Source organism: Arthrobacter sp. Sr33, assembly GCF_054511195.1.
Genome location: NZ_JBTNDD010000009.1, coordinates 17,061 through 30,722, shown reverse-complemented (window position 1 = coordinate 30,722; position 13,662 = coordinate 17,061). Strand labels below are relative to the sequence as shown.

At 64.9% G+C, this 13,662-nt stretch carries 11 protein-coding genes; 2 read left to right on the top strand and 9 right to left on the bottom strand.

Features of this window, described 5'->3' with window-relative positions:
- Nucleotides 1-9: 9 nt before the first annotated feature.
- The 8 genes from der to ACX80T_RS12495 all read right to left on the bottom strand — a co-directional run bounded on the left by der (nucleotide 10) and on the right by ACX80T_RS12495 (nucleotide 9,186).
- Nucleotides 10-1,554 carry a ribosome biogenesis GTPase Der gene (gene der / locus ACX80T_RS12530; protein WP_019481386.1) on the bottom strand — a complete coding sequence of 515 codons (1,545 nt, stop codon included), beginning with the start codon at nucleotides 1,552-1,554 and terminating at the stop codon, nucleotides 10-12.
- A gap of 18 nt (nucleotides 1,555-1,572) precedes the next feature.
- Nucleotides 1,573-2,283 carry a (d)CMP kinase gene (gene cmk / locus ACX80T_RS12525; protein WP_024477537.1) on the bottom strand — a complete coding sequence of 237 codons (711 nt, stop codon included), beginning with the start codon at nucleotides 2,281-2,283 and terminating at the stop codon, nucleotides 1,573-1,575.
- Nucleotides 2,265-3,377, bottom strand: a complete 1,113-nt coding sequence (locus tag ACX80T_RS12520; RefSeq protein ID WP_116779158.1) for a prephenate dehydrogenase — start codon at nucleotides 3,375-3,377, stop codon at nucleotides 2,265-2,267. The genes cmk and ACX80T_RS12520 overlap by 19 nt, the downstream gene beginning before the upstream one ends.
- A 3-nt stretch (nucleotides 3,378-3,380) precedes the next feature.
- A complete protein-coding gene (locus tag ACX80T_RS12515; protein ID WP_459304587.1) occupies nucleotides 3,381-4,811 on the bottom strand; it encodes a pseudouridine synthase in 1,431 nt (476 codons plus the stop codon).
- 24 nt (nucleotides 4,812-4,835) lie between these two features.
- The gene (gene scpB / locus ACX80T_RS12510) at nucleotides 4,836-5,486 is read right to left on the bottom strand and encodes an SMC-Scp complex subunit ScpB (protein WP_116779176.1); all 651 of its coding nucleotides are present in this window, start codon (nucleotides 5,484-5,486) and stop codon (nucleotides 4,836-4,838) included.
- Complete coding sequence (locus ACX80T_RS12505) at nucleotides 5,483-6,388, bottom strand: segregation and condensation protein A (protein ID WP_051317655.1); 906 nt, start codon at nucleotides 6,386-6,388, stop codon at nucleotides 5,483-5,485. Before ACX80T_RS12505 ends, scpB begins: the two co-directional genes overlap by 4 nt.
- Nucleotides 6,389-6,532: 144 nt before the next feature.
- Nucleotides 6,533-7,411, bottom strand: a complete 879-nt coding sequence (locus tag ACX80T_RS12500; RefSeq protein WP_019483380.1) for a ParA family protein — start codon at nucleotides 7,409-7,411, stop codon at nucleotides 6,533-6,535.
- 341 nt (nucleotides 7,412-7,752) lie between these two features.
- Nucleotides 7,753-9,186, bottom strand: a complete 1,434-nt coding sequence (locus ACX80T_RS12495; protein WP_019483379.1) for a C4-dicarboxylate transporter DctA — start codon at nucleotides 9,184-9,186, stop codon at nucleotides 7,753-7,755.
- A gap of 120 nt (nucleotides 9,187-9,306) precedes the next feature.
- Between ACX80T_RS12495 and ACX80T_RS12490 the strand changes: the two genes are divergently transcribed.
- Both ACX80T_RS12490 and ACX80T_RS12485 read left to right on the top strand, forming a co-directional pair.
- Nucleotides 9,307-10,947, top strand: coding sequence for a sensor histidine kinase (locus tag ACX80T_RS12490; protein WP_024476476.1), 1,641 nt, complete (start codon nucleotides 9,307-9,309; stop codon nucleotides 10,945-10,947).
- Complete coding sequence (locus tag ACX80T_RS12485; protein WP_024476475.1) at nucleotides 10,940-11,629, top strand: response regulator; 690 nt, start codon at nucleotides 10,940-10,942, stop codon at nucleotides 11,627-11,629. Before ACX80T_RS12490 ends, ACX80T_RS12485 begins: the two co-directional genes overlap by 8 nt.
- Here the strand turns inward: ACX80T_RS12485 and ACX80T_RS12480 are convergent.
- Complete coding sequence (locus ACX80T_RS12480) at nucleotides 11,622-13,613, bottom strand: AMP-binding protein (protein WP_024476474.1); 1,992 nt, start codon at nucleotides 13,611-13,613, stop codon at nucleotides 11,622-11,624. The two genes, ACX80T_RS12485 and ACX80T_RS12480, sit on opposite strands and share 8 nt — an antisense overlap.
- Nucleotides 13,614-13,662 lie beyond the last annotated feature (49 nt).

The window sequence follows — 13,662 nt, the reverse complement described above, 5'->3', positions numbered from 1 at the left end:
CGTTCCTTGCTACTTCTTCTTGCCGCGCTTCTCGCGGACCCGCATGGCGACCTCGATGGGCGTTCCCTCGAAGCCGAAGGTCTCCCGCAAGCGACGCTGGATGAACCGGCGGTAGCCCGGATCCAGGAACCCGGTGGTGAAGAGGACGAACTTCGGCGGACGCGAGGAGGCCTGCGTGCCGAAGAGGATCCGGGGTTGCTTTCCACCGCGGACCGGGTGCGGGTGGGCAGCAACCAGCTCGCCGAGGAACGCGTTGAGGCGTCCGGTCGGGATCCGGGTGTCCCACGATTCGAGGGCCTGGTCCAGGGCCGGGGTGAGCCGGTCCTTGTGCCAGCCGGTCAGCGCCGAGATGTTCACGCGGGGCGCCCAGTCGACATGGGCCAGGTCCTGCTCGATCTCGCGCTCCAGGTACTTGCGGCGCTCGTCGTCCATCAGGTCCCACTTGTTGAACGCCAGCACCAGGGCACGGCCGGACTCCATGGCGAGGTTGAGGATTCGGATGTCCTGTTCGCTGAGCACCTCGTCCACGGCCAGCAGCACCACTGCCACCTCGGCCTTTTCCAGGGCCGACTGGGTCCGCAGCGACGCATAGAAGTCGGCGCCCTGTGCCATGTGCACACGGCGGCGGATGCCTGCGGTGTCCACGAACCGCCAGACACGGCCGTCGAGCTCAATCATTTCGTCGACCGGGTCGCGGGTGGTTCCGGCCAGCGGATCCACCACTACCCGGTCGCTGCCTGCGAGCTTGTTCAGCAGCGAGGACTTGCCGACGTTGGGGCGGCCGATCAAGGCAACCCGACGAGGACCGCCGGAGCGTTCCAGTCCGCCGTGCGCCGAGAACTTCGGCAGCACCTCGAGCGCCTGGTCCAGCATGTCGCCGGTCCCGCGGCCGTGCAGGGCCGAAACGGGCCAGGGCTGGCCGAAGCCGAGACCCCACAGGGTGGCGGCGTCGGCTTCATTCTGGATGTCGTCGACCTTGTTGGCGACGAGAATGACCGGCTTCTTCTTCTTGCGGAGCATCTGCACAATGGCTTCGTCGGTGGCGGTGGCGCCAACGGTGGCGTCGACGACCAGCAGGACAGCGTCGGCCATGTCGACGGCGATCTCGGCCTGGTCGGCGACCCGGGCGTGGATGCCACGGGCGTCGTGCTCCCAGCCGCCGGTGTCCACGAGGGTGAACCCGCGACCGTTCCAGGTCGCTGAGTACATGACCCGGTCACGGGTGACGCCGGGGGTGTCTTCGACTACCGCTTCGCGGCGGCCGAGGATGCGGTTGACCAGGGTGGACTTGCCGACGTTGGGACGTCCAACGATCGCAAGTACCGGGTCGAGCTGCAGGGGCGCGTCGGGGTCATAGTCCTCGGGCTCCAACGCCAGCAGGGCAGCGTCTTCCTCGTCGAGGTCATAGTCGTCGAGTCCGGCCCGGAGGGACCGCGCGCGGATCTCGGCTTCGTCGTCGTCGATTCCGGCCAGGCGCTCCGCAATCGAGTCCTCGCCGGTCGGCTCAAACTCTTCTGCCCCTTCAATGTCAGGGCGGGCCTGGTTGTCAGTCATGAGTGCATTCCTTCGTTATCAGTGTGCAACGGTTCGAACGACGTCGAGCACAGCCGTGATGGTCTGCTCGAAATCGAGTTCCGATGAATCTACGGTAACCACGCCATCTGCGGCCTGGTGAAAATTGACGACTTTCGAGTCTTTGGTGTCCCTGCCGATGACCTGTTCCTGCAGCTGCGCGTCGGTCTGGGTGCCACCGAGCTGGTCGCCACGGCGGCGCAGGCGGGCGGCCTCGCTGGCGGTCAGCAGGATCCGCACCTCAGCGTCGGGGGCGACCACGGTGGTGATGTCCCGGCCCTCGGCCACGATGCGGTGCCCCGAGTCGGCGATGATCTGCCGCTGACGGCGGATCAGTTCGCTGCGGGCGCCCAGGGTGGTGGCCACCGCCGAAACGGCCTCGGAGACGCGCGGTTCGCGGATCGCGGCGGTGACATCCTGACCACCGACCGTCACTGACTCGGCGTCGGGACGGGTGCTGATATCCAGCTCGATCGTGCGGGCGGCGTGTTCGACGGCGGCGCCGTCACCCAGGTCCACCCCTTCCGCGAGGCAATGCCAGGTGACTGCCCGGTACATGGCACCGGTGTCCAGGTAGGCGGCATGGAGTTGACGTGCAGCCTCACGGCTCACGCTGGACTTACCGGACCCGGAGGGCCCGTCGATGGCGACGACAAGGGACTTGCCGATGCGGAATAAGGAATGGGGGGTGTTCACTGGACCACTTTCCATCCGTTGGCGGTAAGGAATTCAAGGAGATCGTGCCGTTTGCCGGGCACCACCGAAATTTCGGCCATACCCACCTGACGCCCGGGCGAGTGTTCCAGCCTCAGGTCCTCAAGGTTAATGCCGGCGTCGCCAATCTCGGTGAGGAGCCGCGCAATCTGCCCCGGCACGTCATCGACGAGCACCGTCATGCGGGCGAACGCTTCGGGCGGGGTGCCATGCTTGCCGGGGATGCGGGCCTGGCCCACGTTGCCCTCGGAAATCAGCTGGGCCATGTCGAGGCGCGAGCCTGCCCCCGTGGGATTCTCAAGGGTGCCGATCAAACGGTTCAGGTCCTCGCGCACCCCATACAGGATCTCCACCAGACGGTCCGCGTTCGCGGAGAGGATCTGCACCCAGAGCCGTGGGTCGCTGGCGGCAATCCGGGTCACATCGCGCAACCCGTTGCCGGCCAGGGCCAGCGCGTGGGGTGGTGAATCCTGCAGCCTGCTGGCCACCAGCGAGGAAAGGACCTGCGGTAGGTGGGAGATCAGCGCGACCGACTGGTCGTGATCCTCGGCGCTCATGCGCGCGACGACGGCGCCCAGATCGATGGCCAACGCTTCGGCGGTGCGGATGGCCACGGCGGTGCTGTGCTCTGAAGCGCAGACCACCCACGGCATGCTGGTGAACAGTTCGGCGCTGGCGGCAACCGGCCCGGATTTCTCCCGGCCAGCCATCGGGTGGGTCCCCACGTAGCGGCCTAGCGCCGTGTCGTCGACGACGGTGGTCAGGTGGTCAAGCACCGAGGCTTTGACGCTGGCAATGTCGACGATGACGGCGTTTGGGTACTCGGTGAGCGCCTTGGCACTCAAGTCAGCCGTGACGTCCGGTGGCGCTGCGATGACGACCAGTTCCGGTTCGAACGTCTCGACCGGGTTCAGGGCCCGGCCCGCGCCAATATCCTCGGCCACAGCTTGGGTGGACGGAGAGATATCGGTGAGGACGACGTCGATCCCACGTGCCTTCAGCCCCAGCCCAATGCTGGCGCCCAAAAGCCCCGTGCCCACTATGAGCACGGGACCAGACAGGTGGGTGCCGCCGTTGTTAACGCCAGGCATGGTTTAGAGTCCCACCGCTGCCAACAGGTGTCCGACTTCCTGGTTGCCCAGGACACGAATGCTGCCCTGGCGCTGGTCGTTGACCCGGATGGGGCCAACCTGGGTGCGGACCAGCCGCTCGACCGGGTGGCCGACAGCTTCGAAGAGGCGACGGACCACACGGTTGCGGCCCGAGTGAAGGACAACCTCCACCAGGATGTGTCCCGGGGTGGAATCGACGAGCCTGAACGAGTCGACGCTGGCGATGCCGTCTTCAAGTTCGATGCCCTCTCGCATCTGCGCGCCGATGCCGTGGGCCATGGGGCCGCGGACCTGCACCAGGTAGGTCTTGGGGACCTCGTAGGACGGGTGGGTGAGGCGGTTGGTGAGTTCGCCGTCGTTCGTCAGGAGCAGCAGGCCCTCGGTGGCGACGTCGAGACGACCCACGTGGAAGAGCCGCTCGTTTTCGTTCTTGTTCTTCAGGTAGTCACTGATGCAGGGACGGCCCTCGGGGTCCTCCATGGTGCAGATGACGCCCTTGGGCTTGTTGAAGACGTAATAGACCAGGTGGTCGTTGAGCTGCAGACGAATGCCGTCAACGTGGATGGCGACCTGGGTGGGATCGACCCGGACACCGAGGTCGGTGACGATGGTGCCGTCGACCTCGACGCGGCCGTCCTCGATCATTTCCTCGCAGACCCGGCGTGACGCCACTCCTGCCGAGGCCATGATCTTCTGCAGGCGCACACCGTCGGGGTTGTGGACGTCGAGGCGATCGACGGGCAGTGCCTTGGGGCCCTGTGCCTTGGGCCGACGGACCGGTCCGAGGCTCTGACCGAAGCGTTCCCTGCCGAAGGCCTTGGGACCGGTTGGCTTCTGTCGGTTGCCGCCCTGCTTGGCGCCGGCCTGCTTGGGGGTGCGGTTGGCGAAGGGACGGCCCTCGCCTGAACCCTCCGACGAACCGCGGTAACCGCCGGTCGCGGGGCGACCGCCAGTGGGGCGACCGCCAGTGGGACGACCGCCAGCGCGGGGTGCACCGTCGCGGGAGTATCCGCCGTCGCGGGGTGCACCATCGCGGGGTGCACCGTCGCGGCCTGGCTTGGCTCGCGCGGCGCTGCCACGGGCTGGTCCCTGACGCTTGGCTCCGTCGCGGGCCGGGCCCCGACGTTCACCGTCGCGGTCCGGACCTGGGCGGCCCGAGCCTGCACGGTCCGGACCCGCACCGCGGCTGGCACCGTCACGTGAGGAACCCTGGCGGGCGTCGCCGTCGCGCCCTGCCCCTGCAGCCGAGCCGCGACCGAAAGCGTCGCGTGCCGACCGGCCACGCGCTGACCCCGATCCGGTGCGGGGTGCACCGCCGCGTGCTGACCCGCCGCGGGGTGCACCCTCGCGGGGGCCATCCTCGTCGCGTTTGGGGTTGTTGCGTCCGGAGCCGGAACGTGGCGCCTGTGTCATTGAATGTCCTTTTAGCTAGCGTATTTAGTACGTGGTGTCATCAAAGTCACCGAGATTTTCCAACCCGGGTAGATGTGGTGAAAGCTGAGGTAGGTCAGCAACGCTGCCAATACCCAATCTTTCCAGAAAGTACGGAGTTGTTCCGTACAGGATGGCGCCTGTCTCAGGATCGGTTGCCGCTTCGACGATGAGACCGCGTAGCGCCAGGGTGCGTACCACCGAATCCACGTTCACTCCGCGGATTCCTGAAACTCTTGCCCGAGACACCGGTTGCCGGTAGGCGATGACGGCGAGGGTTTCCAAAGCTGCCTGTGACAGGCGGGCGCTTTGTCCTTCGAGCACGAACTTCGCCACTACCGGCGCAAACGTGCTGCGCGAGAAAATCCGCCATCCTCCGGCGACGCTGCGTAGCTCAAAGCCACGCGGCTGTGAAACCGCCGGATCGGTGGTGTGCCCTTCCGGGCCCTGACCAGTATAGCCGTCATACTCCTGCTGGAGTTCCACCAGCAACTCTCTGACTTCGAGGACGGGAACCATGAGCGCGGTGGCCAGCTGCATTTCGGTGACGGGCTCGTCGACCACCATGAGCACTGCTTCCAGCGCGGCTTTGACCCCACCCGGTTCGCCCGAGGGGTCAAAGAAGGTTTCGTCAGCGTCAGGTTCCTGGGCTTTCACGGTGATCCTTCAGCGGTTAGCGGTGCCACGGCTGCCGGGGCTGGAGGTGGCGGTGCCGGATGGTCGTATTCCTCACTGATTGAGGCCGGGGACCAGTCTTTCGCCCCTGCAGACCAGCGAACGGTTAGGTTTCCGAGCGGAGCTCCCTGGTCAAAGGAAATCACAGCGTCACGGAACATTTCCAGTAGGGCAAGGAACCGGACCACGACGGTCAGCATGTCCTCGGCATCCTGGGTGAGTTGCCTGAACGATAAGGGGTGTCCTTCGCGGAGCCGAACCCCCAGCAGCTCCGCCTGTTCGCGAACGCTTACCGCTGACCCGTGGAGGTGCTCAATGCCCACCCTTGTGGGTGCTGCTTCGCGAGGTTCAAGTGCCTTGGCTGCCAGCGCAGCGAACTGCTCCGGGGTGGTCCGCCAGGTGAGCTCGGGCATCATCGCAGCGAATTGTGGTTCCAGGCTGACCTCCCGCGGCAACCGTTTGCCTTCTTCGGCCAGCCGCTCCCCCAGTTGCCGGGCGATTTCCTTGAAGGCCTTGTACTGCAGGAGCCGGGCAAACAGCAGATCCCGGGCTTCGAGCAGGGCCACATCCTCGTCGTCTTCGACTTCACCGGCGGGCAGCAGCCGTGCAGCCTTGAGGTCCAACAGGGTTGCGGCGATCACGAGGAACTCGCTGGCTTCGTCGAGCGAGAAGTCCGCGTCGGTGCCTTGGAAAGCCCTGATGTAGCCGATGAACTCATCGGTGACCGTTGCGAGAGCTATTTCGGTGATGTCCAACTCATGTTTGGAGATAAGCCCCAACAGCAGGTCAAACGGTCCGCTGAAGTTCTCGAGCCGTACGGTGAACCCGGCGGTTTCCGGCGCAGTCGCGCCGGCCTGGCTCCCCTCAATCTGGCTCCCCTCAATCTGGCTCCCCTCGGCCAGGCCCCCCTCCGAGGCGCCCCCGCCGTCACCGTTAGGGACAACGCCGTCGGGAACGACGACGTCGGGCTCGGCGTCACGCACGAGCGTCGGCGCACTGCATGGAGAAGGGCGCGGCGCGCTGCATGGTTAGGGGGCGCCGCCGCGCGCGATCAGTTCCTTGGCGAGTCGGCGGTAGGAATCTGCTCCCGAGTGGTTGGCCGCGTACGAAGTGATCGGTTCCGCGGCGACCGTCGCGTCGGCGAACTTGATGGTGCGCTTGATGACGGTCTCGAACACCTTGTCGCCGAAGGCCTCGACCAGGCGTGCAATAACTTCGCGGCTGTGCAGTGTCCGGGCGTCGTACATGGTGGCCAGGACGCCGTCGACCTGTAGTCGCGGGTTCAACCGGTCCTGGACCTTCTCGATCGTTTCGACCAGCAACGCAACAGCCCGCAACGCGAAGAACTCGCAGATCAGTGGAATGATCACGCCGTGCGCTGCGGTGAGCGCGTTGACCGTCAACAGGCCGAGCGATGGCTGGCAGTCGATCAGGATGACGTCGTAATCATCCGAGACCTTACGGAGGGCACGGTCCAGTACCTGTTCGCGGGCCACCTCGTTCACCAACTGCACTTCGGCCGCTGACAGGTCGATGTTGGCGGGCAACAGGTCAACATTCTCGAACGCTGTGGTCTGGATGGCGTCCTGGATCTTAACTTTGCGGTCCATCAGCACGTTGTAGACGGTGACGTCCAGTTCATGCGGGTTGGTGCCGAGGCCTGCGGACAGCGCACCCTGGGGATCGAAATCCACCAGGAGCACGCGACGGCCTGCCTCGGCGAGCGCCGCACCCAGGTTGATGGTGGAGGTGGTCTTGCCGACGCCACCCTTTTGGTTCACCATGGCTATCACGCGGGCCGGTCCGTGGGAGGACAGGACCGGTGGTTCGGGGAACACCGTAACCGGGCGACCTGTGGGCCCAATCTCGGCGTCCTTCAGAGTTGTGGAACCCTGTTCACTACTCACGTATGTATCCACGCTTCCGTTAATCGGTGTGCTGAAAGTATTGCTTGCTTACCTGCCCACAACGTTACAACCGGGGCTGCATTCCGACCGGTAAATCCGTCGGCACCGCCCGCGAGCCTTTAGTTTCAACTTGAGGTTCAAGCTTCATCGGAGCCTGGTCCTGGAACCGGTTTTACACTAGCCCACCGGCCGACGTCGACCACTTGAATCCGCCATTCCAGTCATCGGGGCCGGTCAGTGGGACAGTTCGCTGCGCACCACCCGCTGCGTCCGACGAACAGCAGAATAGGCCCCTCCCCAATCGGGAAGAGGCCTATTCAGGTTCTACAGGGACTGTGAGCCTAACGGGCAGCGACAACCCGACGGTCGTCGTCGCGATCACGAAGGTTGTCGACTGCCTTATCGGTGGTGACAGCTGAGCCGTCTTCGACGTCGTCGCCCAGGTGGTTGGACGTCATCGTCGCTTCGTCGAACGGCAGGCTACCGGACAGGACCTCGTCAACACGGACCCGGTCGATCTCATTGGTCCACTTACCGATCAGCACGGTGGCGACGGCGTTTCCGGTGAAGTTGGTCAGCGCGCGGGCCTCGGACATGAACCGGTCGATGCCGACGATCAGGCCAACGCCGTCCACCAGGTCCGGACGGTGCGACTGCAGGCCACCGGCGAGCGTGGCCAAGCCTGCACCCGTCACACCCGCTGCACCCTTGGAGGCGATGATCATGAAGATCAGCAGCGAGATCTGCTCGCCGAGAGCCAGCGGGGTACCGAGAGCGGACGCAACAAACAATGACGCCATAGTCAGGTAAATCGCTGTGCCGTCAAGGTTGAAGGAGTAGCCGGTGGGAACGGTGACGCCCACAACTGGCTTGGAGACGCCCAGGTGTTCCATTTTGGCGATCAGGCGTGGCAGTGCTGCCTCGGAGGACGAGGTGGAGAAGATCAGCAGGTATTCACGGCCGAGGTACTTCATCAGCTTGAAGATACTGACGCCGGTGACGAGCTTCAGCAAGCCGCCCAGGATCACCACAATGAAGAGGATGCAGGTCACGTAGAACGCAGCCATCAGTGTGAACATGCTGACGATCGCCTGGACGCCGGTTTCACCGACGACGGCGGCAATTGCGCCGAACGCGCCGATCGGGGCCAGCCACATCACCATGATGAGGATGCGGAAGACGAGTGCCTGGATGTGACCGATACCGCGGAGGATTGGCTTGCCAGCGGACCCCATCCCCTGCAGGGCGAAACCGACCAAAAGCGCAACGAAGAGGGTCTGTAGGATGCTGGTTCCGGTCAGGGAAGCGAGCAGCGTGACCGGGATGATGCCCAGCAGGAAGTCGGTGGTGCCGGTCGCCTCTGCGGGGTCACCGGCGTCGTAAGTGGCGCCGGAAAGGTCAAGGCCTTCACCGGGCTGGACGATGTTGCCGACAACCAGGCCGATGGCCAAGGCGAAGGTGGACATCAGCATGAAGTAGCCAAGAGCCAGGCCACCGACCTTGCCGACCGTCGCGGCTTTGGCGATGGACCCGATACCCAGCACAATGGTGCAGAAGATAATTGGAGCGATCATCATCTTGATCAGGCCGATAAAGCCAGCACCGATGGGCTTGAGGCTTTTCGCGAATTCCGGAGCCATCAGGCCGAGAATGGCGCCGAGGATCACCGCCGCAATCACTGCAATGTAGAGGAAATGGGTCTTGTCTACCCGCTTCTTGGGTTTCCCCTGTGCCGGCACGGGTGGCTGGCCTGCGGTGGATTTTGATGGCGCCATAGCCATACTCCTTCGGTGAATGATTCAAAGCTGTCTGTTCCATGCTCGGGCGTACAGTGATCTGAATCACCATTGCGTTCATACTGTTCGCAGCATCAATTGAAGGGAGCCGTTGAAACGGTGAGGAAATGGAGCCTGGCGCGGCAGTTCTTCGCCGGACAACTGGTGTTTGTGTTGGCCCTGACCGCTGCAATCTCCTGGGTGCTGTATCTGGATGCGGAGCAGAACACCTACGAGACCTCGGCTGACCGCATGTTGGCGATCGCCACCACTTTCGCCGACGACCCTTTTGTCAGCGCCTCGCTCGAACTGGCCGACCCCAGTGCGGCACTTCAGCCGTATGCGATCGAGGTGATGGACGATCTCGGCGTCGATTTCATCACCATCATGGCCCCCGACCGCACCCGGTTCACCCACCGCAATCCCGAGGAGATCGGCAGCCGCTACATCGGCTCTGTGGAGCAGGCCCTCGCTGGCCGCTCGCACACCGAGACGTTCTCGGGCACCCTGGGTCCCTCGGTGCGGGCCATTATGCCGGTGACCGACGGCGACGGCGAGGTGGTCGCCATGGTGGCGGCCGGTGTCACCGTGGACACGGTCACGATTGCCCGGAACGCTCAGCTGCCGCTCCTCTTTCTGATCGCCGCTGGCGCTGTAACGGCTGGCGCTGCAGTGTCCTTCCTGCTCAGTCGCCACCTACGTCGGGCGACCCTGGGACTGGGGACGGACCAGCTCTCCCACATGTTCGTGTTTTACGACTCGGTGCTGCACTCCGTCCGCGAGGGTCTGGTCCTCACCAACCCCCGCGGTGAACTGGTGCTCTACAACGACCAGGCGGCCCACCTCCTCGGGCTGCCGCCCGCCAGGGCCGGGCAACCGACGGCTGCCGCCGGGCTGGACCTCCCGCCGTCGCTCGTCGAACTGCTGACCACCGGGCGGCAGGCGATCGATGAATTTCACGTCACCACCGACCGGATCCTCGTCGTCAACCAGGAAGCGGCGGTACCCGGCGGGGGCACGCGGGCCTCCGGGGCCAAACCCCTGGGCACCGTCACCACGCTGCGGGACCACACGGAGATCGAATCGCTGACCGGTGAGCTGCAGACCATGCGTACCCTCACCGACGCCCTTCGTGCCCAAACCCACGAACACGCCAACCGTTTGCATACCATCGTGTCGCTGATCGAACTGGACCGCCGTGCAGAGGCCCTGGACTTTGCCACCCGGGACCTGACCCACTCGCAGCAGCTCACCGACGACGTCCTCGGCGCCATTGACGAGCCGTTCATCACTGCGCTCCTGGTGGGCAAGTCGGCCCAGGCCAACGAGCGAGGGATCGAGCTGGCGATCGCCGTCGACGGCTCCATCGAAACCTCGCACCTGGATCCGAGCGCACTGGTGACCATCATTGGGAACCTGCTGGACAACGCATTCGACGCCGCTGCCGACTCCCTCGGACGCAAGGTGAGTCTCACCCTCGAACGCCGGGGCGACAACCTGGAGCTCGCGGTGCGCGATAGTGGGAGCGGACTGACGGCCGCTGGCACTGACGCCTTCACCCTGGGGTTCAGCACCAAAGAAACCGAGGTGGCAGGCGGCCCGGGGCGCGGACTGGGGCTGGCACTGGTGCGGCAGGCGGTGCAGCGGCTCGGCGGGGCCATTTCGGTGGCGAACGACGATGGCGCCCGTTTCACAGTCCTGCTGCCCCTCGACCCGACCACTACCTCACCGACTCCACTCCCTGGAGGTACCCATGTCTGAGGACATCAGGGTCCTGGTGATTGAAGACGACACCATCACCGCCGAAGCCCACGCCGAATACGTCAGGCGGCTGGAGGGATTCAGCCTGGTGGGGGTGGCCCACAACGGGTCAGAGGCGATGGGATTCCTGGGCCCCGGTGCCGAACGGGTGGACCTGGTGCTGCTGGACATGAACCTGCCCGACACTCACGGCCTGGACATTATTCGAAGGATCCGCGGAGCTGGCCTGCCCACTGACGTCGTTGCCATCACCGCCGTCCGTGAACTGCACATTGTCAGGTCGGCCATCTCCTCCGGGATCGTCCAGTACCTCATCAAACCGTTCACCTATTCAGCGTTCAGCGACAAGCTGACCAACTACCGTTCATTCCGTGACAAGCTGGTAGCGCAGGCGTCCTCCACCACCCAGTCAGAGGTGGACAACGCGCTGGCCGCGCTCCGCCCGCCCGCACAGGGGAGCCTGCCGAAGGGTCTGTCCCACGAGACGCTCAAGGGTGTGATCCTGATGCTCAAGCGGGGTGGGACCGCTGTCTCGGCGGTGGAGGTCGCGGCAGATCTGGCGCTGTCCCGGGTCACCGCCCGCCGCTACCTGGAGTATCTGGCCGACCAGGAGTCCGCCCGCCGCGTCCCGCGGTACGGCACCCGAGGGCGGCCCGAGTTCGAATACTCCTGGATCAGCTAGATCCCGCACCCCTGGGTTGCAGCACCGGCTTCATGGCATCCAGCACACTTTGATCCTCGATGGTGGAGGGCACTACGTAATCCTCGCCGGCAGCGATCTGACGCATGGTCTTGCGGAGGATTTTCCCGGACCTCGTCTTCGGCAGGCCATCCACCACCACAGCCTGCTTGAAGTCGGCTACTGGGCCGATCTGGTTCCTGACCAGGTCCACCAGTTCCTGTTGAAGCGTCTCCGCGCTGATGTTGGTCCCGGCTTTGAGCACCACATAGCCGCTGGCACGCTGCCCTTTCAATGCGTCGGCCAACCCGATGACGGCGCATTCGGCAACAGCTGGATGCTGAGCCAGCACCTGCTCGATAGCCCCGGTGGAAAGCCGGTGCCCCGCCACGTTGATGATGTCGTCGGTGCGGCCCATGACGAAGACATAGCCGTCGTCGTCGAGGTAGCCGGAGTCGCCCGTAACGTAGTAGCCGTCGAAAGCGCTGAGATATGAGCTGATGAACCGTTCGTCGCTCCCCCACAGGGTGGGCAGCGTCCCGGGAGGCAGCGGCAGTTTCAACGCAATGTTGCCCTCGGTCTCGGCGGGCACCTCCTGGCCGTCGCCGTCGAGAATCCTCAGGTCATACCCGGGCTGCGGCAAGGTCGGCGAGCCTGGCTTGATGGGAAGTTCCTCGATTCCCCGCGGGTTCGCACAGATGGGCCAGCCCGTCTCGGTTTGCCACCAGTTGTCGATCACTGGCACACCGAGAGTCGTTCCGGCCCAGTGGTAGGTGTCGATGTCGAGCCGCTCGCCGGCGCAGAACAGCAACCGCAGGCTCGAGGTGTCGTAGTGCTGCAGCAGCGCCGCCTCCGGATCAACCTTCCGCACCGCACGCAACGCCGTCGGCGCGGTGAACATGACGTTGATCCGGTGCTCGTCGATCAGCCGCCAGAACGCGCCAGCATCGGGCGTGCCGACCGGTTTCCCCTCGTACAGGACCGTGGTCGCCCCCACGAGCAGCGGCGCGTAGACGATGAATGAATGACCCACCACCCAGCCCACATCCGATGCCGTCAACATCACATCACCCGGGCCGACACCGAATATGTTCGTGATCGACCAGGCCAGGGCGACGGCGTGGCCGCCGTTGTCCCTCACCACGCCCTTGGGGGACCCGGTGGTTCCCGACGTGTACAGGATGTAGAGCGGGTCAGTCGCGAGGACGGGGACCGGGTCGGCTGGGTCGGCGGTGGCCTGCGCGGTATCCCAGTCCAGCCAGACCGTCTCCGATCCCCGGGTGCCCGACGACGGAGGCTCCGATCCCCGAGTCTTCGACGTCGAACCGTCCGACGTCGAACCGTCCGACGTCGAACCGTACTCGGACGCTTGGTGGAGGAACCCATCACGGGATTTCACGATCACCGTGGCCACCCGGTGGTCGCTGAGGTCGAGAGCCTGGTGCACTGACGGGAGGTACTCGATGGGCCCGCGGGGCTCCAGACCACCAGACGCCGTCACGACGACGGTGGGCCGGGCATCCTGGATCCGTGAGGCGAGTTCCTTCGCGGCAAAACCACCGAAGACCACCGAGTGGATCGCCCCGAGGCGTGCGGTGGCAAGCATCGCGATCACCGCTTCCGGCACCATGGGCAGGTAGATAACCACCCGGTCCCCCTTGGCCACTCCCTGCGAGCGCAGCACCCCGGCAAAGCGTGCCACCTCATCGCGCAATTCGGTGTAGGTGTATTCCCGCGCCAGGCCAAGCATCGCCGAATCGTAGATCAGGGCCGTGGCGTCGCCCCGCCCGGCCTCGATGTGCCGGTCCAGGGCGTTGTAGGAGGTGTTCAGCCCTCCGTCGGGAAACCACCGGTGAAGTGGCGCGTGTGTGCTGTCTACTGCGGTGGTCGGTGGCCGCGTCCAGGTCACCGCCTGAGCCGCTTCCAGCCAGAACTCGTCGGGTGCCTCAAGGCTTTGGCGATACAGCGTGCGATAGTCCTGGCTCATTGAGCTCTCCTCCACGTCAGTGTGTTGTGGTGTCATCCTACTGAGCAAG

Bases quoted from the DNA above. Each gene is read 5' to 3' on its own strand.
- der (WP_019481386.1), bottom strand. From the start codon at position 1,554: ATGACTGACAACCAGGCCCGCCCTGACATTGAAGGGGCAGAAGAGTTT.
- cmk (WP_024477537.1), bottom strand. From the start codon at position 2,283: ATGGAAAGTGGTCCAGTGAACACCCCCCATTCCTTATTCCGCATCGGC.
- ACX80T_RS12520 (WP_116779158.1), bottom strand. From the start codon at position 3,377: ATGCCTGGCGTTAACAACGGCGGCACCCACCTGTCTGGTCCCGTGCTC.
- ACX80T_RS12515 (WP_459304587.1), bottom strand. From the start codon at position 4,811: ATGACACAGGCGCCACGTTCCGGCTCCGGACGCAACAACCCCAAACGC.
- ACX80T_RS12495 (WP_019483379.1), bottom strand. From the start codon at position 9,186: ATGGCGCCATCAAAATCCACCGCAGGCCAGCCACCCGTGCCGGCACAG.
- ACX80T_RS12485 (WP_024476475.1), top strand. From the start codon at position 10,940: ATGTCTGAGGACATCAGGGTCCTGGTGATTGAAGACGACACCATCACC.
- ACX80T_RS12480 (WP_024476474.1), bottom strand. From the start codon at position 13,613: ATGAGCCAGGACTATCGCACGCTGTATCGCCAAAGCCTTGAGGCACCC.